The following is a 21331-nucleotide window of genomic DNA, read 5'->3' on the forward strand; positions in this document are numbered from 1 at the left end:
TTGTTCAGTCAACAATCGGTCATTTAGAGATGTGAAGAGGCATTTAATGAGAGGGGGAGGGACCTCATGAAGGAAAGGCTTCTGGAGGCCTAGGATCTGCGTCCGGCCTTATCAACAAATCGCGGGTGCAAAGAAGGCCACGGGGAGACCCCGCGGCCGACCATTAAGTTTCCGAAAACATAGCAATATCTTCAGTGATTATCATATTTGATGCTCACATAGACGAAAACCTTTTTATCCCGACTATAATCATTGCCCGTATGTCCCTTAACTCTCCACTCCGCTCTGTAACCTCCGGGCACCTCGGTAGCACTGTACTCGGTACCATTTGTAAGTAACGTCGTATCTTCCAGCAATCGGTTACCCTCGCCCACGGTCTCCAGACTAAGGTCATAATTTTCTCCATACGGAGAACCCATGGAGACATTAACGACCCCATGATAGCCTTTAGGGGGGCTCCAAAATCCACTCAATACTTGGCCTGGAGACGAAATGTACCCGTAATATAACGAATACTCATAATTGTACCGACCGTCTGAAAAAGTTTTGGAATCGGAAAGCTGGAAGTCAGATTTCGTTTGAATTTGAATGGGAGTCAAACGATCTTTTGTAGTTCCATCGCCGAGTTGGCCCGTCCAATTACTTCCCCACGCCCATACGGTTCCGTCGTTTTCGACGGCGAGACTATGCCAATGGCCCGATGAGACGGCGGCCACCGAACTGAGACCCTGTACTTGAACAGGAGTGGATCGGTCCGTATGCGTTCCATCGCCCAGTTGGCCGTAATCATTCGATCCCCATGCCCAAGCAGTCCCATCGCTTTTGACCGCCAAACTATGCCAAAGGCCTGCTGAAATAGCAACTACCGAATCGAGACCCTGCACTTGAACGGGAGTATTACGAATCTTTACCGTTCCTTCGCCCAGTTGGCCATATTCATTGTTTCCCCACGCCCATACGGTTCCGTCGCTCTTTAATGCCAAATTATGATAAGAGCCCATATCTACAGCGACTACCGAACTGAGATTTTGTACCTGAACAGGAGTCGACCGATCAATTTCGGGGTATCCATCGCCCATGCTCTCATCCCATCCCCACGTCCAGACCGTCCCGTCGTTTTTAATTGCCAAACTACGCCCACGGCTCGCATCTATGGCGGTCACCGAATCGAGACCTTGCACCTGAACGGGAGTCAATCGCTCATTGTTGGTCCCGTCGCCCAGTTGGCCGTGATAATTCAAACCCCACGCCCAGACCGTCCCGTCGCTCTTTAATGCCAAATTATGGTGTGTTCCCGCATCTACGGCGACTACCGAACTGAGACCCTGTACCTGAATGGGCGTCAATCGATCGATTTTGGTCCCGTCACCCAGTTGACTGTTGTCATTCGATCCCCACGTCCAGACCGTCCCGTCGTTTTTAGCTGCTAAACTATGGTACGACCCTGCATCAATGTCGACTACCGAATTGAGACCCTGCACCTGAACGGGAGTCAATTGCTTATTTCTGGTCCCGTCGCCCAGCTGGCCTTCGGTATTTGATCCCCATGCCCAGACCGTCCCGTCATTTTGGAGAGCGAGAGTATGGATGATTTCTCCTGCAACCATCGTTACACCTGATGTCGAACTCGCTGCTGCCACCGCGGAACTGGAGTCCGCGGCAGTTGTCTGAATGGGTACAAGAAGCGTCAGCATCAGAAAGGCACAAACTAAAAGCATAAACCGTCGTTTCATCCATCTTCACTCCAACCATTTTTTACCTTAAATCTACCATATCACCGGAATCTATGGATCTGCCCAATGCACTATTAAACCAAAACTACCAAAAATATCATAACTCCATTGTTGAGATTCATGACTTTTTCATTGTTTTACTTGAATTTACTAAATGTTACATAAAGTAAAGTCAGATCATCTAATACTTATTTTACGAATTCTGACGAGATTGTAATTCGAAAAGCCGCATGTGATCAACAACTCCTGTCTAATACTTCATTCCTTGAACAACAATCTTTTCATCTCGATCTGTGCCGCTTCATTCTACTGCGCTACGTCAATTCAAGAAAGCCTTTGATTAAGGAAAACCATTTGAATAGCGCGTCAAAATCAAGTATGGCACAGGAATTCAAGAGCATAGCGAATCAATAACGCTATCTGCTAAGATCGATAACCCCCAACGAAAGAGCGCTATGAGGCATTCTATTCCGTGTTAATCTGCAAGGATATCTTTAGGCTTAACTGGAAACTTAACAAAAAATGGTGAAATGGAGGAAACTGGCCTTCTTTAATAGAATAAATTTGTATCTGGTGATTATATATGGGGGTGTAGTATTAAGATGCCAATTCAAAATTATGTTTCAAATGAACTTACACATTTTGTAGGACGCCATCTACACGATGGGCAAAGATTTGACCTTCTGATAAAGATTATTAATGATGGATGGATTCTTCATGACCCTTTTAGTCCTACTATCTCTGGTAATATAAATATCAATTTTCAAGCATCAAATTTAGAGGATATTGTCACCCCTAGCATAACCTGTTACGCAGATATTCCGATACATGACTTACATCTCCATATGGGAAAATACAGCAACTTTGGCTTGTCCTTTAATAAACAATTCCTTGTTGAGAAAGGAGCAAATCCAGTACTTTATGTTGTTCAAAATGCAAATGATACAATACTGGATATTTCCAAGATCGTACCAAACGGTAATTGGACAACAAGGCCTTCTCCGTATAAGACTATTTCCAGAGATGAATTATACAAAGAAAATATAAAGAAATATTTTAATTGTTGGATTGATATCAGGAATTTTTTAAGAGAAGAGGAATATAGAGAAGGTGTGCAGCGAGAAGAGATATCAAAAAAATTAGCTACATTAAAAGAAGTGAACCAATTCTTAATAAAGCATATATTTGCCTTTATCAAGCCCTTCGACGCTTCCAAAACAGATGATGATCTGGATAACTATTACATGGAAAGAGAATGGCGTTTAGTAGGAAATTTGCAGTTTGATATCAGTGATATTAGTCGAATACTGATCCCTAAAAGTTATGCAAAACAGTTAAGAGAACATATACCGAGTTATAGCGGACAGATTGCATATACGGACTAAGCCTTGCTTTTGTATAAATGAGACCTCAAAATTGAAAACTGGAGAAAAGATTATCACAAAAAAATAAAGCAGTCCATCCTCAAGCGAAGCTTAATGGGGAATAGACAGCTCGGGCCTTCATATGGTATTATATAGGAAATCGCGAAGCACGCGTACAAGAGAGCCGCCTCGGAAAGCATCCGGGCGGCTTTTTCGTTTTGTTATAGGCTAACCTAGTAAACCATCAGATCGAGCGTCAGCGAGCCGTGCATGAACAGCAGATCCGAGAGATCCAGCAGCCTCCAGCAAAGAAATAACGGCGGAGTGCCGGCAAAGATGATTGTAGAAGAGCTCTTACATAGGAGTTCTTCTTTATTTTATAATGGCAGAAAACAATCGAGGGACGAAATGACCGAACCAATCAAAAAAAACGACCTATACAACGACGGCATATGCCAATGTAGGGCCGCGATGAAGGGAAAGCACCTCACATTCAATAAGGCACTACATGCCAGTCACCACTTTACCGTATACATGTGCATCAAATGCGACAAGCCGATCTATTGGCAGTCGATGCCTTATCGCTAATCATTACCTTTCGGGCATTGTCCGTTTTTTAAGATTCCGTTATGCGTCCATCTGCTCTTTAAATGTACGCGTTCACATTGAGAACACCAGAGGTACATCATAATCGCCCCCCCGTTATTTGTTCTACAGCTCCCGTTCAATCTTTCGCCGTTTAGATGCTCGTCTATTCGCGTGGCGTCTATTGTTTATCTTCATTTCCTTCTAAACCATACTCAGCCATAAACCTCACTGGTTTATGTTTTCTAACATACTGCCGAATAAAATCTTGCCGTTTTATAGGATCTTCTTCACGTCCCAATAATCCTCTCTTTCTTGTTCGTTCAGATACAGGCAAATTGTTCCATGCCTCAATCGCTTCCTCTTCTAGTCGTCCTTCTATTCTCTGTTCGGTGAGCCATCGAGTCACGTACCGATCGCGTTCGACGGCAGGATCTTCAGGGGGCGGAAGCAAAGTAGTCAAATCAGATTTGATTTGGTCCAAGGCGAGGCTTAGTTCCTGGCGGATCTCCTCGCTGAATTTATAACGCAGCTGTTCCAGTAAAGCCAATTGGTTATTGGTTTCCCCTTCAAAATCGGGCGGAAACGGGCGAAGTTCGATCGTCTCTTCTTTCGGCAGTTGATCATATATCGCATCCATACTCCATTTATCCTCACGTTTAGCGGCTATGTACTTTGCGATCCGATAATCGAGCACATCAAAGATTCGTTCTTTCTTCGGTCCAATGGTTCGATTCACATAATGAATTCGCCGTTGTTCCAAAAAGTTAAACCAGTTATTGATCGTGGTATGATGCCGGCCGGCAGCCTCCGAAAAATCGTTTAATTGCTTATGTCCCTCGAATTCCAACGTGAATGCCCCTTTCATGCGAAGATATTCGCTCTGGTCAATATATTGAGGATATCCATTTATCTTCTATTGGCGATATATTCTCTAAAGTCGACGAATTATCGACTCCCTATCAATAAAACTATTATAGCAAAAGTATTCACTATTAAATATAAAAGTATTCAAAAAGCCTTTGTTTTCAAGTATTTATCGTCAATATATACTCTAAACTCAATATATTCTCGATATGAAATCAATGGTTTTATAGTATATATCCTCAATCTATAGATGGATAAAATTTCTTGCCGGACGGAATCCGCCTATGTTACACTACATATGTGTTACTTAGTGTAACAGTAGTTAACATTACATCATTCAATGTGATATTATGTGCGATTTTGTCATAGAGAGAGGGGGTTTGCCATATCGATGTCGTCCCATACACCCGTTATCGAAATTGAAGCGATATGTAAAAAGATCTTTCGTGAAAGCGTGCTTGATATCTTTTATCTGATCATGACGGAGAAGGATATCTCCAAAACGGAAATCGCTCAGCGATTCCATGCGATTGAAGGAAATGAAACCAAAACACAGAAATACAGGCACAAAATCAATGAAGCACTCGCGAAGCTTGAAGGGGCCATGTTTATTGACAGTTGGGTAGATGGCACAGCAAATCGGTACTTTCTCACCCAGCATGGGGAAGTCGCGAAAGGGATTTTGGCCCAAATGTTTGAGGCAGATCCTCTGATTTTAAAAGGCACGAAAATTGTTTCTAAATTCATGGAAGAAGAGGTGTAAGAAGAACATGAATGAAAAATCCGTAAAATCGATTGACGGTATTTGGCCGTTAGAAGGTTTTGTCACGCAAAAAAACGCTACTGCAAGCATTCCATTTGGCTTTATCGGTATTGGTCAAGGCGGATCCAAGATTGTCGATGCTTTTGCAGGCATTCGATCGCCAAAAGACGGAGAACCGATTTATCCATGCATGATCGTCAACAGCAACCTCGGTGATATGCGGAGCCTGCGGAACATCCCCGGCCATCTGCAATTTGCCCTTAAGGGATATGAAAATGGCGTAGGCAAAAATCCGGAGGTTGGCAAGGAAGCCTTTACGAAAAACGGCGCTGCCATCTTCGATGCCATCTCAAATGTGATGGCCAGCTGCAAAATGATCTATGTGGTCAGTGCAATGGGGGGCGGCACTGGCGCCGGCAGTATCAATGTATTGTGCGATGCGGTAGCGGATTATTTGGGCAAGCCGGTTGCCGCCATTACGGCATTGCCGCGGCCAGACGAAGTAGAAAGCCTAAATGCATACAATGCAATGGCGGAACTCGTGCCTAAGCTCCAGGAGGTTCGCGAGGATGGAGAAGGCGGACGGTACCGGGCTTTGGAAAACATCATCATCTTGGATAATGAGAAGATCGTTCAAGATCACTTAAGCGAGCCCGAAGCGCAAAACTTGACTTGGGACTTCTATAGCAACTATAAATTGGCCGGGACTCTTCATGAATGGAATGTGGTGACGAGCTTAGAGAGTGATATTACCCTTGATGCTGCAGATTTGATGAACCATGTGCTTATGACAGGCGGGGTCCTGACCTTTGCGAAGAAGAAAATCAACTTGGATGAAATGAAGTCCAAGGAGGATCTGATTGCCCAAATCATTAGCACATACAAAGGGAAAAACGTCTTGGCCAATGGATTTAATTATCAGCAGGATATGCGGAGCATGGCACTCGTAGTGGTCATGCCAAAAGATCGGATGAACGTACTCAATCAAGATACGCTGGAGATCATCCGAACCAAAATGAAACAAGAAATGCCCAACATCGCGTTTTATCCCGGTTTCGCCAGCTCCAACAGCCAGCGTCACGCGATCGTTTTAACAATTGCAAGTATGGCTGGACTTCCGGAGAGGGCGCGCAACCTCAGACAAGAGGCAGAAGAGCTGCGCCGGATCCGCGAGGAAAGAGAGCGTGGGGCCAGCGGATTTCAAATGGGAGACAAGCTAGCGTATAATCAAATAGCAGCAGCTACCCAGGCACGTCGGACCGGAGGCAATCCTTTCAGCCAGCCTCAAGGTCAGGGTGATAAACCTGTAAAGAAAAATCCATTCGCGACATAATTAGAACTTCATCGTAATGTTGCAACACCCATCACATAAGAGAGCACACACTGTAACTATAAGTGATGTTGTGTAACACATAATCTAATTAAATCCACAGCAATCAGCATAAAACGATTAACAGGAATAGGTAGCCGCTCAAATGATGAGAGCGGCTTTTTTGTGTTTAGGTAGCTTTTATCGGGCTATGACCGAAAGCATCGCTGCCAAGGCTACTGAACAGTTCCTACCGAATTCTGTGGTTTAGATACTCTTCTATTGGGGTTACCTCACGAAACGGAAAAAATCGTACGTTAACAGCACTCCTGTCAGATTGAACCCTTAGAAGTTGCGATGAAACCGTCAGATAAATCATGAACCGATCCTAATCTGACGCGATTTGTTCCCACGGCTGACGTAAGTTTGAGGTATAGTTCATTATGACAAGCAGCAGACCAGAGGGGATTAAGCTAACTGGCAGTTTTATTCCATAAGCAGGAATAATATTGCTCTATGTAGAATTGAGAAATATGGATATTCATTAGAAGAACATCGAACATGGGTAAACGCTTATACAAAGGAATCTGCTTGAGTAAAGAATAAGATATGTGGAGTGAAATAATGGATACATGTGAAAACTGTCAACAATCGTTGTCTGGCGGCGATTTAACTCTTCCTTGGGAAGACGGAGATAATGCTCATGCATACGTCACATGCCCGCACTGTGGACATGAGAATATTAAATATGGTTTTGGCGGAGATGATGACTAGAGGTAATTCACGTCTTGAAAGGAGAAAATAATATGATATGCCCAAAATGCGAAAAGCATTTTAATGTGAGCGAAACTAGATCATGGTTTAATCATTTTTATAGTAGAAGTGCTGAATGGGATTATGATAAGGATCTATCAGAAAGTTTATGTAAAGATTGTGCCGAGGACGATGTGAATTCTAGATGGATGGATGGAACACTTAAAGCTGCTGATGGGGATCCATCTCCAGAAAGTCAGAAAAAATGGTTGAATTTTAAAAAATAAGCATTTTCTTCATAGGACCATTTATAACGTTGAAATAAGAATGTAGAGAACACATTTACCGAAAATGGGGTTTATTCAACTAACGGGTACTATAGCTCAAAATAAACGTGAGAGAGCCATCTAAATTGGAGTGGCTCTCTTTACTGTGAGCGTGGCTCTGATTCGCTAACACCGTGGCTCTGACACATTAACCAAGCGGCTCCATTGCACCGAAATACTCACCCAAAAAATTAGAATGAAGCGTTACGGGAAACGTTCAACGAGTTCTAGCTACCCGATTACGAAAACCGGATTCCTTTGTAGAATAAAGGGTCCGGTTTTTTCATGTAATGAATTGCTTAGCGTACGATTTTTTCCGTTTCGTGAGGTGATCCCTATATTGAACTCCTCATCCCCACCATTTCCACCACTGATGAATTAATGCGCCAAGACCGAGAGTCGCAGCAGATAGGCTGCGGAGTAAAGAAGTGGGCAGACATGACCTCATACGAGCCATCGTATGAGGTTGTTTTCGATCCCTAAAGTTGAATATTGATATTCAACTTTAGGGATCGTTGAGGCATGCGCCGCAGCGCAAACGATTGGGGGTCTGGGGGCGAAGCCACCAGGCGGGTCTGGGCGGCAGGCCCAGCAAGATGACGGAGGATATCCGAGAGAACGATGAGCGGCAGCGAAATCGGAATCGCGGATATCCGTAGACGAATCTTGCCATCCTCCGAGAACGCACTTATACTGAGAGGAGGATGAAGGTTTTTCCTTTCTTGGAGGTGGTTTCCACCTCCACCCGTCGCAAGCGACGGGCTGCCTTAACCCGTCAAAATGACGGGCTGGTTTTGGGGTTAGAAGGTTTGCGGGCTGATCCGGTCAGGATCGCCCCTCCCGTCCCCTCCGGGGAGGCGCAAAGGACACTGTCCTCTGCACTCCACTCTCCCTCGGCGGGGGCCAGCCCTCCGAACGCAGGGTTCGGAGGGCACCGGTTAGGGTCGGTGTAACGAACCGCTCGTCAAGCCTAGCGGCTGCTCCGCTGCCGCTGCGCCCCCTTTAGGGTGACGGCTTCATGCCCGCGGGCATGAGCGCCATGAGGATGAAGTGAATAGGCAAGAAAGGAGAAAGCAGAATTGAGTGAAAATCGAAAGCGAAACAAATCCGTATTGGTTCGGCTCACGGACGAGGAATACGAGATGTTAAGTGCAAAAGCGGCTTTGGCGGAAAAGACGATGCCTACTTTTTTGCGTGAACTCGGGTTAAATCAGGATATAGAGTCCCCTCTCATACGGAAGGAGGATGCGACAGAGATCGCCAAACAGATCCGCATGCTCGGAAATAATTTGAACCAGCTGACAAAGCTGGCGCATCAAGGCCAGATTCGAGTCGTTCAAGCGGACGATGCCCGAAGGGAGTTGGAACGCTTATGGCAATTATTAAGCTCCTATCGACGAAAAACGCGAGCAGACTGATTAATTATTGCTCCAAGCGTGCGGAAGAGCGCGATGGGTACAATTGTGATCCGGAATTTGCCACGGATCAGCTGCGCCGCACACGGGAGGATTGGGAGAAAAACGAAAGCGTGCAGGCGCATCATGTGATCCAGTCGTTTGTGCCGGGAGAAGTCACGGCGCAGCAGGCGAGTGACATTGGCCGCCAGCTGGCGGAGAGGATCGCGCCCGGCCACGAAGTGCTTATTTATACGCATACCGATAAGGCGCACATCTATAATCACATCATCATTAACGCCGTTTCGTTTGAGAACGGCCGGAAATACCATTCAGATCGTGCGCAGCTCTATGCGATCCGGGAGCACTCCAATGAACTGTGCCGGGGGCAGGGTCTGGCTTTCTTGAAAGAGCAGGCTACCGCCAAAGAACGATTCATCGAAGGCTGACTCATTAAGGTCAAATGCGAGCCGTTCATACGGACGACTGTCCCAAGAAAATAAAGTATTAGACTGAAACTATCAATTGCTAGATAAGGTGGGTCAAAGCCATGAAACAAATGCCGAGACACGTGATTCAAAAATATCTAAAGAGAACAATGGAAGTTGATGCGTTTACGGCATCGCTCGATGCACTGTCATCTGAAACAAATCCATTACGCTACGCATTCTTCTCTTTAGGGATTAGGGAACTAGTTAATCATGTCATTGATCGTTTAGCTCCAAATTCAAGTGTCGTACTATGTGGATGGTGGGACGACGACAATGGCAAAAAAACGACACCTAAACGAACGGAAAAAATGCAGTATGCGATTCGCGGGGGACTATCGGATGAATTCGTGACCGACGTGCTTAAGCTTGACCTATCATTTATCACAGACAGAACACAACAGGCGGTAGACGAACTCAGCATTTACGTTCACTACAATGAAAGCACGTTTAACGTGGATCATGTTACCGGGAACAAGCTCGTGGAGGATACTTTATCTGCTGTACAAAGATTCTTTGAAGACATCGAAGAACTGAAAGAAATGGTTTCTGAGGCGCTGGAAGTATCTCTGCATAAAGCGATCTCATCGGCCACAATTGAAGACGTATTGGGTGAAGTTGACATCTTGTCTACACATTATCTTGTCGAAGGAAGCGACATTGAGGAAATCATTGTGAGGTCAATTGATCATCAGCATATCGATGTCCAAGTAAGTGGTAATGTTGATATCGAGCATCAGTATGGCTCCGACGGGGACTACGAGCGGGGAGACGGCATTCGAATTGAAAGTTCCTATCCGTATGTTGTTAAACTTCAACTAGATGTCAATGACCCGCTAGAAATCACTATCGAAACCGATGATATCATTGTCAATACAGATAGTTTTTATGGTGATGAAGAAGACGAGGACTTGGAACATTGGTCCGTCGATGAGATGGAGGAAACCATCGGGGATGATGATAGGAGAGACTTTGATCCAACTGAGCGTTTTTAAGCTATCGGAGAGCGTTAGTTCAATAAACCGTCAGCAGTCTAGGACTTATTTTTCAGTCCAAGACTGCCGCTGGGTTTATATTGGGGTCAGTCTAACACTTATTATTCGGAGCCTGACGGTTCAGCAATTCAGAAATCCGCAAAGGATCAACAAATCCAGTCTAATACTTTATTTTCTCGGAACAACGACGCCCGAAGGGAGTTAGAACGATTATGGCAATTATTAAGCTCCTATCGACGAAAAACGCGAGCAAACTGATTAATTATTGCGCCAAGCGTGCGGAAGAGCGCGACGGATTCAATTGTGATCCGGAATTTGCCAAGGAGCAGCTGCGCCGCACTCGGGAGGATTGGGAGAAAAATGATAATATACAGGCGCATCATGTGATCCAGTCGTTCGTGCCGGGAGAAGTCACGGCGCAGCTAGCCAATGACATTGGCCGCCAGCTGGCCGAGCGGATCGCGCCCGGCCACGAAGTGCTCATTTATACGCATACCGATAAGGCGCACATCCATAATCACATCGTCATTAACGCCGTTTCGTTCGAGAGCGGCAAGAAATACCAATCAGACCGTGCGCATCTCTATACGATCCGGGAGCACTCCAATGAACTGTGCCGGGGGCAAGGGCTGGCCTTCTTGAAAGAGCAGGCCACCGCCAAGGAACGATTCACACAGGCGGAATACAAGCTTGTAGATCGTGGAGAGTTGCTATGGAAGGATGAACTACGCACAGCCGTTGAAAAAGGGGTCTCGCAAACGTCGAGCCTGCCAGATCTGCAACGTTTCTTAAAACAACAGTACGAAATTGAAATGAAAATCCAAAATAAAAACGTGAGCTTTCTACATCCGGAAAAGCAAAAATATGTACGCGGCAAAACGCTTGGGGCCGCTTATACCAAGGAGGGAATAGAAGATGTCTATGCAAAGCAGAAAGCGGGCCGAACTACCGATGAACGAACGGGAAGAGACGATATGGAGCGAGGATCATCCGGAGCAACCCATGCCGGAGCTGGCCGACGAACCGATGCAGGCCGTCTCGTACCAGGAGATGAAGGAACTGCTGCGCTCGGTCCAGAGACAGCAGATCGTCGTAGGGGAGTACTTCAGCCAGATCGCGCGGAGGTTGGAGGACAGCGAACAGGAGAAGCAGGAGCTGCTGAAGCGAATGGATCAGGCCGTACGCGGACTGACGAAGCAGGAAGAAGAACTGGTCCAGACGATTCAAAAACACCAGATCGAGAAGCAGCGGCAGCTGACGCAGGCATTACAGGAAGTAAACCATCTCAAGCAAGAGCTGACACGCGGATTTCTGGAAATGACGATCCGGGCGAAGGTTCCGCTCTCGCACCAGTTGGCCAAAATCGGGATAGTGAGCCTCTCCAGCCTGATCGGGGGCATAGTGGTCTATCTTTTGCTGACGCTGGCAGTGCGCTAGATGCGCTGATCAAAGCGGGTGAGGCTGTCCAGCGGGAGGCTGAACAGCAAAAGAGGCAGCAGGAGACGAAGAAGGTTCGGCAGCAGAAGCGCGGCGGGCAGGATCGGGAGCGGTAATGGTACTTCATAAAGGAATCCCATGCCACCACGTCGTATAACGCATCATGCGCGGCAGATGCCGTCACGTTTCGAATACTGGAAGAATATTCAAAAGATAAAACTTTACAGAATTGGATTGGTGGATTAATCTGGAAGATAATCGGAAGCACCGTTTAATCATATCGCCTGAGGGAAGCACGCCGGCGATTACCAAAGAGCCATTATATTGGGGGAGAAATTATGAATCTTTCGGATCTTCTTTCGAATCCAGATTATCCTAAGATCGTAGCTGCAATCACTGTAATCGTAGCTGCAAGCGCTATGATCGTATCTGCAATTGTAGGATTATCAGGATGGGGGACTTTACTTTACAACCATTTCTCGTCGAAAGCAAAAATTACTGGAAAATTATTATGTATACTGGAAGGTGAGATGCGGGATAAGGGCCAACCTTACACGGCTTATGTCTTGTATCCTTATCTAATCAATAAAAGAAAAAGTTTAATACATGTTCTTCACTACGAATTCTATATCAAAGTCGATAAAAAATATAAAAAATTTGAAAGAGTTCACTCAATTGAAGACACTAAAGAATTAAAGATTTTAGATTTAGATATGTCTGATTTTGAAAAAAAATTGATTTATAAAAAAAATGAGCCCTACGAGTATGGGGTACCCAACCATGGATTCGTTGTTTTTAAAGGTCCAATTTCATTACACAGAAAAACAGTTCAAAAGTATAAATTAATCTGTATTGATGCTCTCGGCAATAAACATAAAATTGTAACAAAAGAAACTACGTTTATTGACGTCTTACGCGCACAAGAACTAGCTCAAGTAAAACTGCTGTTTAATCCGCAGAAAATCAGATTGGAAGTAATTCCAGAGCCCGCAGAGGGAACAGCTGCAGTATTGACTAGGGGAGATAGTGACAATCGTGATCCATTTATGATTGGGGCGGAAGATGGTAGCTATAATCTCGTCTGTGGTTGTTGCGAATTTCCACTCGCTATTCAAATGGGAGTATCTCAGCTAAAGAACATTGTATTCCATTGCCCGGTATGTAATAGTTACAACAGCTCTAATACACCTGCTCCTACGCTCGAATGGGTTCCGCCAGCAAACTAACGAAAATATACGCTAAGGACGTTATAGCACATAAAAAGTCGAATTTTCCTACTCTAAGCGAATGACCACTAAACATCATTAGCGGTCATCAACCGATGAAAAAACGGCTTTCTATGTCCGCTAAGGTCGGCAGGAACGGGGAAAATGCACGTCCGCTAATGCTTAGCGTATAAAACCGTTAAAATGTTGGCGGAACCCCAAAAAGAAAAGGAGTTTGATATATGGTTAATTGACCAACAACGAGAGACAGAGGAATCTACCGACACATAACGAAAATGCCGATGATATGGGATTTGAATGGGGAAACGCCGCCAATGAAAATAACGGTCGTCGGCTATGATGAACTGGATCGAGAGCAAGTCAGAACAACGATTGAAGGTGGACTGCCAGAGACAAAGTTGATTCTAACGGATACGATAAATACTAAAGGGCTGCCGCGCGGCAGCCCTGCGCTCAACTAATTGGCAGGATAATTTAATCAACTCGCGAATTTATTTTGAATTACATATTATAAGAGATTCATGAAATATTCGTTAAGTGAAAAATGATCTACTTCCAAGAACACTTTCGGTGAGGTGTTACAAGTGAACTTAATAAAAGACGATTTAAAAAAGTGGATTAACGAAATTTGTAACAATGATGTTGATTGTGAGACTAAACTGAGAAGATTACTTGGTACGCAAAAAACGATATTATCTGATATAAATTATCATTTCACTCAAAATAATGCAACTAAAATAAAGGGGATTATTAAGAATTATTTGCAAGAAAATTGTTTGATATTTATAAAATGCGACAACTGTAATAAAACACATCTAGTTAGAAGTTATCATATAAATGTCAAGTGCGAGAATTGTAATCAGATTTTAGTAAGTTCGATAAAGTCTGAAATTAACGAAGAAGGGTCTGACAAGATAAATTCAAGCAGAAAGTGCATGTATTGCGGAAAAAAGGTTACTCCTTTGCCAAACTCCGTTACTTGTTATTCATGCAAAAACATAAGTTTTAGTCTTTATTAGGCTTCGGGAATTCGCCCTTCATCTTGAATTATCGGGAACGATAGTTCCATAAAATAGCGGCAGTCTAGGGATTTATTTTCTGCTTACACTTTCATCGATTTATTCATCCAGGCTAGGATACGAGATATCGTTTGTAATTGTTGATTTGTTATTTCAGACTCTCTTTCGTCAATACCTCCGCTTTCATTCCCTCCAGTAACGCACGCAATCGCTTCTGACGGTGCTCTGAGCAAGTAACGAAGAGAATGACGGGAAACGCTCCGTAACGCTTCTGAAATAGTCCTGAGTTCTTTAGTGATTGATACAACTGAATTTTAGATTCATTCTTAACCATCGATTGGGAGCGATCAATCTCAAGAAAATAATGCTGATTATTTTTAGTGAAATAAGCATCCGGAATGATCTTTTCATCTAACCATTCAAACGGCTGCTCAGGATACCACACAGCTGGACGGTAATGAATATAAACATCATTCCTCATGAGGTAATGCGGAACATGCAGCGTGCGTTTGCGAACCTTCTCAGAGTCGATCAGCTTACGGCCGGCTGCCGCGAGATAGAATACTTTTTCCTCCAACGTGAATGATGAAATTAATTTAGCTTTCTCCATATCATTCAGGATCCGCAGCGTGTTTCGCTTTCCTCCTGTGAGCTTTAAAGATTCAATTTGGCTCGTCGTACAATAGTCTAGCTTATTTAAGTACGACAGAACGTTTTCCCACCTTTTTACCTTTAGCTGATTTTTGTTCAATGGTTGGCTCGATTCTTGTATCAGGTTTTGGTTCGTTATCGCCATGCTCAACCACCTTCCTCGGCACGTCCTCAAGTAACTTCTCTGCGTCAGTATCATCCAGATAAAAGCACTGAATAATTTCCTGCTTATGCCCATGCTGGTAAATCGCTCGACCTGGTATATCTGGCAAATAAGCTGCATCTGGTGCATCGAGTATCGTCCGAGATTGAATTTCATCGCGTGTACGGAAGGCTATTGCCGTTGAAATGTTGGTCCGGATATCCCCGGGCACCGAATTAACTGTAGGTCGCTGTGTCGAAAGACATACCCAACAACCAGCTGCACGACCCTTGGCGCTGATTGCGCGCAACTTAGCTTTAATCTGCTGCTTTAGTTTCTTATGTGGATCGTGGTCCGTTTCAATAAGGTCGGACAATTCATCAATAAAGATCACGCAGCGGTCACCGTTCCACTTCCGCATATTCCTTGTATACATTTGAGACAAACGATCCTCCATAATACCCTCAACAGTAGTTACACAGTTAAATAGCTCATTAAGCGTAATCGCAAATCCCTTTACACATTGGAGGTCCTTAAAAAGCATGAACTCAATGCCGGCTTTTAAATCAACAAGAAACAGCTGCAGGTGGTCATGTTTGTTTTTGATTAATGACGTTAACATGACCCGGGCGACGCATGATTTACCCGAGCCGGGTAAACCGCCATCAAGGAAATTAGGGTACGGTGCATCGAAATCAAAATAATGCACATCTTTCCGCTGATTGATCCCGAGAGGTACTTTCCAATCTTGGCGATGAGCATAATGATACGGTGCCATCTCTGGAAGCTTCTCGTTGAAAATATCAAGGATAAGGCCATTATCGAATTTGATCTCAACATCTTTCCGCAGCGCTTCACTCAGTGCTTGCTTCGCCATAAAAACGTCATACGATGATTTCCCAACCGGCAGGTTAATCAGGAACCGATGACCCCAGGGATAAATGATTTCCTTGTTAATCGTGGGCAGCAGCCATATTTCCTTATTCCCTGCCACAATAGGGACACCGAGTCGCATTTGCTCAAAGATGCTTAGAAGCTCCAAAGATAAAGATGAAGAAGAATAAGAAAAAGATTTAATAAAAGAAATACATGAACCAACAATCAAACCCACAGATATAGATTCTAAAATCACGTCTTTACCTCCTTATAAACCACCAGTTTAGTTGCAAGTTGGCGGAATAGTAAGGGACAAGTAAAATGCCAGAATAGATAAGGTTGGATGAGCCATCTGTTTAACCGGCACCCGGCGCATACATCACGGAATACTGTTTTCGACCAATTACGGAATAGTTAAACGAAGAAAAGAAGCGTTTCTTTTGTCCAGGAGTAAGCAATGTATACAGCACAGCCGATTAGAAAAAAGCGACCAAAGATTTGAACTGACTTCGCATCCCGGGTATAACCCTTAGATAACAATCGCCTTTCTACAACAACAGACAGCAAGGCTATACCCCCAATCGCAGTAAAACCAATTACTGCTTCCACACTGAGCATCTCCTTTCGATCATAGCTTCACGCGGCCAAACTCCGGTTTAACCTTCAACTGTTCGACCGTTTCGCTTAACGCGGATTAATGAACACGGTAGGCCGTGGCAATTCCTTTTGTTCCTTAGCAGCTGGCAACGTTAATGGACGTTCTTTTACCTCAACCTGCTTCGAAGTACGAATTCCCAACATTAAACGGAGCCCATTACGGCATAGATCCGGCAAATCTTCTTCCGCGATGTTCTGCCCAATCAGATCCGCATCGAGCTCCTTCCGCAGCCGAAAGCTTATAAGTGTTTTCATTCGTTCACCTCCAGTCGACTGTGGTATACCTCAATCGTATTTGGTGCCGTTTGTCCGATATTCGGAAAACTTTCCGAAGGCTAGTATATTTTTAATAATCTCGTCCAGATTGATAGATGAGGTGATTAAAAATGTTCGGATTAGGAAAACCACGTACAGAATTAGGGAAGTGGATTGACCAGAAGGGGATCTCACAAGAGGAATTATCTAAACACGCAAGAATTAACCGAGACACAGCAAGTGCAGCATGTTCTAAAAAGGCGTATATACCAAGTCCTACAGTCATGAAAAAAATATTGAAGGCCCTTCGGGAGATAGACGCCTCCGTTAGGGCTGACCAATTTTGGGATATTTGATTTTGTATACTTAGGTTTGTTTGGATTGTATACACAAGAGTCTCGAAGCGCCGGCTCCGCATGATACCCATGGCTGGCTCAAGCCAGATCCATGCTCAAGCATAAAAAAACAGCCCTTTAAAATATCTGTTCTCCCAACCCATAATTCTTATAACAAGTCATTTTTCACAAGATTCCAATAGTGTTCACCTAAGACTGTAAGTTTACATGATTTAGATTCCATTGCAGCATGGTACATATGGGGGGCACCAACGGGAACTAGAAGATTGATCCGATTATACTTTTGTAAAATTGAAAATTTCTCTGTATTCTCGGGGTTTGGTGAATCACTCTCTGGTTCAAAGCTTGGCTCAAGCTCATACTCATATCCTTTTTCCGGAAATAGGTCAACAATTTTCTTCAGTTCATCCAAAGAGATTGGCGGTTGTACTTCTCTAAGCGTCACAAAATTCTTAACATTCGTCTTAAAGATTGGCCTTTGTTGCCAAGGCCCTAGTGACTGATCGATATGAGCATATACGCTACCTGGAGTAATATCACCAACCAAATTTGCCGCACTCCCATTTAGTGCGTCCACAAAAAGGTTGGTGAATACTCCAGATCCATTCTCCTCAACTGCATATTGGATAGCACTTGATGCAGTTAGAATTGTGGTCCCTTCCTTTAGAACAGCCTTATTCTCGTCTGGGTCAGGTGTCCCCATAATTCCTGAATTACATGCGTCCAATATGATAATTCTATTTTTTGCAGGCGAATCGTTTGCCATCTTTAATAATTCATTCATTGAGAGCCCTTCATCACCAGCAGAACACTCAGAAGTAACCAAGAAACCACCAGTACTTTCGACATAACCATGCCCAGAGAAATAAAACAATGCAATCTCAGAATCATCAATGAACAATTCTGTTAAATGCTGTTTTAAATCTCTTCTTGAAATTTGATTAGATGGTCCTGTTGCTGTTAATAGTTTAATTCCAAAATTTATTGTCCCATCACTGTGACGATTTAAAACTGATTTAACTGAATAGGCGTCATTAACACAACCATATAGACTTGAAACTTTCTCGTATGAGTCAATACCTACGATAAGCGCTTTCCGCATACGTATTTAGTCACCACCTTAACTGAAATTGATCGACTTCATGCAAAAAGGGGAGGAACTGTTTTCAGCCCTCCCAAGAAAAATTACAAAGAATCAATAAAGTTTTTTACAGAATCCCATGTCCAGTTAACGACTTTTTTTCCTACTAACTGAGGCGGGATTTGGCCCTTGTCATCCTTAAAGATATGTATACCGATTATCGGTATCCCTTCTTCATTTGCACACTGCATCTCCCACTTTGCACCATCAGCATTCCTAGTGTACTTACTTAATAGAGCAATAACACCGTCACAACCCTTTATCCTAGTTCGGCAATTTGTTTTCCAACTACTATCCCACGCCTGTTTTGCTGACATATCGGTATAAGTGAATTGAGACTTTGTATTCAGTGATTGTCCTTTCAGCAAATCCCTGTAACGCTCATCTTCTATTGCGAAGCTTATGAAGATTCTTTTTGAAGCCATCTTCCCTTCCCCCTATCTTTCTTTTTAATTAACGGAGTGGCGGTTTCGCTACACTGCTTCCCGTATTGGGAGGAGTTCCTGGGTTTCCTTGTCCAGGTTGGTGTCCACCGTTTGGGCGTGGTTTCTTAGGCATACTTGTTCCCACTTCCATTATTTTTTCGGCTTCTGTACACTTGATCCACTTGATGGGGGTCTACCAACGCTCGCTGTGGGGCTTGGTTGAAGACCTTTTTGAATCTGCGATGGTTGTAATCCATTTTGTTGATGCCCGCTGTTACTTGCTGGACGTTTCTCCATTTTCACTTTCTCCTTTCTCATAGGCTAAAAATTCTATTAACTGGATTTCGTCTTTCGTTATCCACACCCCACTGGATCTTTCTTTTAAGACCCAATCTCCATTCTCATTCCTATCATAGATTGATTCAATATAAATATCCCTCTCCTCGGGAATGGTGGAAGCTAATGAATTACTCGAATACAGTCCGTAGATAACTGAACCATCTTTAAGTGTTACAATTACCCAACTCCCCGCAGACATCACATAATCCCACGCAGTTGGTACGGCATGGACTGGATTTAATCCAATTAGATGCATAAGTTTTCTAACCCATGCCTTAGATGTCACTACTCCCGCTAAAAAACCCAATATGTATGGACTAACAACCAGTATTAAAAATAGCCAAGTGATCCAAAGCACTGGGTGGGATTCCCAATATTTCTTCTCTATTAAATCAAGAATTAACCAAAACCAAATTGCATAGTTAAGAAAACTAAAACAAAGAAACCTCAGTATGGCTGCCTGTTGATCCAAAAGCCTTTGCGGAACAAAACTTGAATAAGCAGCATTCATGGCATACCCTGGTACCAGAAATAAAGCAATATACAAAATAGTATCCTTGGTTATTTCCATCTCATGCCCCCAATATTTAACATATTAAAATGATAGTATTTAATAAGAGATTCTGTCAATATGCGACTATAATAATTACAAGTTCCAACGAATCCACGGCAGACTTCGTTGTACCACTCCATTATGTTGTAGCCGAATAGATGTGATTCGTGATTCAATGGTTTATCAACACTTTCAATAATGCCCGTCACCGGTTCTCAACTTCCGAAGAACACAAAAAACCACCCCGTCGGACGACGGCGAACTAGCTCAGCGGAACTCATGGCACACTCTGCGATGTCCGGATCTTCCACGTGTCCACCTATTAGGCATCGAACGCTGCAACAGCCTTTGCCTTGCGTCTGTTGCGTTCACGGATCAAGCTTGACTTGCTTCTGTCTGTCATGGCTTCGACTTGCTTATAAGAGTGACCGCCATCTAGCAGCGCGTGATCCATCTGTGTCTTTGTAAAGCCCCGCGCTCTTCCTTCTTTGAAGCCTGGCTTTAACTTTCCAATCGACTTGCCTTCCTGTGTACGTTCTACAATCATGTCACGCTCAAACTCAGCGAATCCTAATAGCACGGTCAGTATAAGCCTTCCTGTAATTGTATCCTCCACCGTGCCCATATTTATGACATTAGCCTTTACGCCTTTATTAAACAATTCACGTACCACTGTAATGGCATCTACGGCTTTTCTAGCTAATCGATCCAGCTTAGTAACGATCAGCGTATCCCCCGGCTGTAGCCTGCTTAGAACGGCTGTAAATTCGGGACGTTCTTTCTTGGTTCCGGTAAACTTCTCCGAATAGATTTCCATAGCCCCTACCTTCTTCAATTCATAAATCTGCGCTTCAAGATCTTGTCCAACTTGAAACCCGTGCGTAACCGTAAATTATATGTATTTTCCCCTTCCCGATTTGACACTAAGATATGACACCACTTTATGCCTTGATTCTACGTTGCCATTCGGATGGATTCAAAACTTTTAAGTTGTGACACCAACAGAGTCTGGGGAGATCAGTTCCACGAGAATGCTGGCTATGTACATCGACCGACCGTCTCCCGGGATTATCAAGGCATGGGGATCGGCACGCGGCTGATCAATTGGGCCAAGCGCTATGTCAAAAACCAGGGCAAATCTTGGCTGCGTCTAGATTGTATGGCTGATAACGCGGCGCTCAATAGGTATTATGCCCGTGAGGGATTTGCGTTTTACGGGTGCTATGACGGTCGGGGCTGGAGCGCTCACTTGTACGAACGGTACGTCGCCGAAATGCCAGATGCAAAACAACCCTGAGCATGAAAACCGATATCCACACGCTCTTAGTAAAATTTCTGGTAAGGGCGAAATCCTTCGAATAAGTGAGCATGCGACATGGCACTAGTGTAAATGACATGTTCTGGTGGGATGATGTCTTGGTTAATATCGTAAGAATTCACCGGTTATTAATAACACGCTGCCTACACATATCAACAAAAAACTAGTTCTTGGTACATATTAACAAATTATGATCCAAGTAGGATAATAAACTCAGCCTTTAGTTGGGGGAGAGTGAGTGTTGGATTTGAAGAGAATAAAAATGTTTATGGCCGCTGCGTTGGTTGGGTTTAGTCTGTTTTCGATAACCGCAGGAACGGCTTCCGCTTCTTCTGGTTTATGGCTCGACGAGAAACTGG

Annotated in this window: 21 protein-coding genes and 1 pseudogene; 12 read left to right on the forward strand and 10 right to left on the reverse strand. The window is 44.0% G+C overall.

Features of this window, described 5'->3' with window-relative positions; translation table 11 throughout:
* Positions 1-191: 191 nt before the first annotated feature.
* A complete protein-coding gene (locus AC0YNZ_RS28050) occupies positions 192-1733 on the reverse strand; it encodes an RCC1 domain-containing protein (RefSeq protein ID WP_475829732.1) in 1542 nt (513 codons plus the stop codon).
* Positions 1734-2335: 602 nt separating this feature from the next.
* Between AC0YNZ_RS28050 and AC0YNZ_RS28055 the strand changes: the two genes are divergently transcribed.
* Positions 2336-3118 (forward strand): abortive infection system antitoxin AbiGi family protein, encoded by a 783-nt coding sequence (locus tag AC0YNZ_RS28055; protein WP_475829733.1) that lies wholly within the window; start codon positions 2336-2338, stop codon positions 3116-3118.
* 745 nt (positions 3119-3863) lie between these two features.
* Here AC0YNZ_RS28055 and AC0YNZ_RS28060 read toward each other — a convergent pair.
* On the reverse strand, positions 3864-4532 hold the full coding sequence (locus AC0YNZ_RS28060; protein ID WP_475829734.1) for a hypothetical protein: 669 nt from the start codon (positions 4530-4532) through the stop codon (positions 3864-3866).
* A gap of 408 nt (positions 4533-4940) precedes the next feature.
* Here AC0YNZ_RS28060 and AC0YNZ_RS28065 point away from each other — a divergent pair, with 408 nt between their 5' ends.
* From AC0YNZ_RS28065 to AC0YNZ_RS28105, 9 genes are all read left to right on the forward strand, one after another.
* The gene (locus tag AC0YNZ_RS28065) at positions 4941-5312 is read left to right on the forward strand and encodes a hypothetical protein (RefSeq protein WP_475829735.1); all 372 of its coding nucleotides are present in this window, start codon (positions 4941-4943) and stop codon (positions 5310-5312) included.
* A gap of 7 nt (positions 5313-5319) precedes the next feature.
* Positions 5320-6645, forward strand: coding sequence for an FtsZ/tubulin family protein (locus tag AC0YNZ_RS28070; protein WP_475829736.1), 1326 nt, complete (start codon positions 5320-5322; stop codon positions 6643-6645).
* A gap of 764 nt (positions 6646-7409) precedes the next feature.
* Complete coding sequence (locus AC0YNZ_RS28075; RefSeq protein WP_475829737.1) at positions 7410-7661, forward strand: hypothetical protein; 252 nt, start codon at positions 7410-7412, stop codon at positions 7659-7661.
* A gap of 1118 nt (positions 7662-8779) precedes the next feature.
* The gene (locus AC0YNZ_RS28080; RefSeq protein WP_475829738.1) at positions 8780-9118 is read left to right on the forward strand and encodes a plasmid mobilization protein; all 339 of its coding nucleotides are present in this window, start codon (positions 8780-8782) and stop codon (positions 9116-9118) included.
* Positions 9073-9543: a relaxase/mobilization nuclease domain-containing protein gene (locus AC0YNZ_RS28085; protein ID WP_475829739.1), complete on the forward strand. Its 471-nt coding sequence runs from the start codon at positions 9073-9075 to the stop codon at positions 9541-9543. The genes AC0YNZ_RS28080 and AC0YNZ_RS28085 overlap by 46 nt, the downstream gene beginning before the upstream one ends.
* 101 nt (positions 9544-9644) lie before the next feature.
* The gene (locus tag AC0YNZ_RS28090; RefSeq protein WP_475829740.1) at positions 9645-10577 is read left to right on the forward strand and encodes a pPIWI-associating nuclease domain-containing protein; all 933 of its coding nucleotides are present in this window, start codon (positions 9645-9647) and stop codon (positions 10575-10577) included.
* 212 nt (positions 10578-10789) lie between these two features.
* Positions 10790-12130 (forward strand): relaxase/mobilization nuclease domain-containing protein, encoded by a 1341-nt coding sequence (locus AC0YNZ_RS28095; RefSeq protein ID WP_475829741.1) that lies wholly within the window; start codon positions 10790-10792, stop codon positions 12128-12130.
* Positions 12131-12352: 222 nt separating this feature from the next.
* Entirely contained in the window at positions 12353-13240 is an 888-nt protein-coding gene (locus tag AC0YNZ_RS28100) for a hypothetical protein (protein ID WP_475829742.1), read from the forward strand.
* Positions 13241-13554: 314 nt separating this feature from the next.
* Positions 13555-13701 (forward strand): hypothetical protein, encoded by a 147-nt coding sequence (locus AC0YNZ_RS28105; RefSeq protein ID WP_475829743.1) that lies wholly within the window; start codon positions 13555-13557, stop codon positions 13699-13701.
* Between the two features lie 706 nt (positions 13702-14407).
* Here AC0YNZ_RS28105 and AC0YNZ_RS28110 read toward each other — a convergent pair.
* The 4 genes from AC0YNZ_RS28110 to AC0YNZ_RS28125 form a co-directional block, all read right to left on the reverse strand.
* Positions 14408-15055, reverse strand: coding sequence for a replication-relaxation family protein (locus AC0YNZ_RS28110; protein ID WP_475829744.1), 648 nt, complete (start codon positions 15053-15055; stop codon positions 14408-14410).
* A complete protein-coding gene (locus AC0YNZ_RS28115; RefSeq protein WP_475829745.1) occupies positions 14952-16184 on the reverse strand; it encodes an FtsK/SpoIIIE domain-containing protein in 1233 nt (410 codons plus the stop codon). The genes AC0YNZ_RS28110 and AC0YNZ_RS28115 overlap by 104 nt, the downstream gene beginning before the upstream one ends.
* Positions 16185-16342: 158 nt before the next feature.
* Positions 16343-16537, reverse strand: a complete 195-nt coding sequence (locus AC0YNZ_RS28120) for a hypothetical protein (protein WP_475829746.1) — start codon at positions 16535-16537, stop codon at positions 16343-16345.
* Between the two features lie 75 nt (positions 16538-16612).
* Complete coding sequence (locus AC0YNZ_RS28125; RefSeq protein WP_475829747.1) at positions 16613-16840, reverse strand: hypothetical protein; 228 nt, start codon at positions 16838-16840, stop codon at positions 16613-16615.
* A gap of 131 nt (positions 16841-16971) precedes the next feature.
* On the opposite strand from AC0YNZ_RS28125, the gene AC0YNZ_RS28130 reads away from it, so the two are divergent.
* Positions 16972-17196 (forward strand): helix-turn-helix domain-containing protein, encoded by a 225-nt coding sequence (locus AC0YNZ_RS28130; RefSeq protein WP_475829748.1) that lies wholly within the window; start codon positions 16972-16974, stop codon positions 17194-17196.
* Positions 17197-17344: 148 nt separating this feature from the next.
* Here the strand turns inward: AC0YNZ_RS28130 and AC0YNZ_RS28135 are convergent, their stop codons facing one another.
* The 4 genes and pseudogenes from AC0YNZ_RS28135 to AC0YNZ_RS28150 all read right to left on the reverse strand — a co-directional run bounded on the left by AC0YNZ_RS28135 (position 17345) and on the right by AC0YNZ_RS28150 (position 20550).
* The gene (locus AC0YNZ_RS28135; RefSeq protein WP_475829749.1) at positions 17345-18298 is read right to left on the reverse strand and encodes a caspase family protein; all 954 of its coding nucleotides are present in this window, start codon (positions 18296-18298) and stop codon (positions 17345-17347) included.
* Positions 18299-18381: 83 nt separating this feature from the next.
* Positions 18382-18762, reverse strand: coding sequence for a TIR domain-containing protein (locus AC0YNZ_RS28140; RefSeq protein ID WP_475829750.1), 381 nt, complete (start codon positions 18760-18762; stop codon positions 18382-18384).
* A 274-nt stretch (positions 18763-19036) separates the two neighbouring features.
* Positions 19037-19672, reverse strand: coding sequence for a DUF6338 family protein (locus AC0YNZ_RS28145; protein WP_475829751.1), 636 nt, complete (start codon positions 19670-19672; stop codon positions 19037-19039).
* A 304-nt stretch (positions 19673-19976) separates the two neighbouring features.
* Positions 19977-20550: pseudogene (locus AC0YNZ_RS28150) on the reverse strand (recombinase family protein).
* A 74-nt stretch (positions 20551-20624) separates the two neighbouring features.
* On the opposite strand from AC0YNZ_RS28150, the gene AC0YNZ_RS28155 reads away from it, so the two are divergent.
* A complete protein-coding gene (locus AC0YNZ_RS28155) occupies positions 20625-20951 on the forward strand; it encodes a GNAT family N-acetyltransferase (protein WP_475829752.1) in 327 nt (108 codons plus the stop codon).
* Positions 20952-21331: the final 380 nt, after the last annotated feature.

The organism is Paenibacillus sp. J2L1-98 (assembly GCF_056269405.1).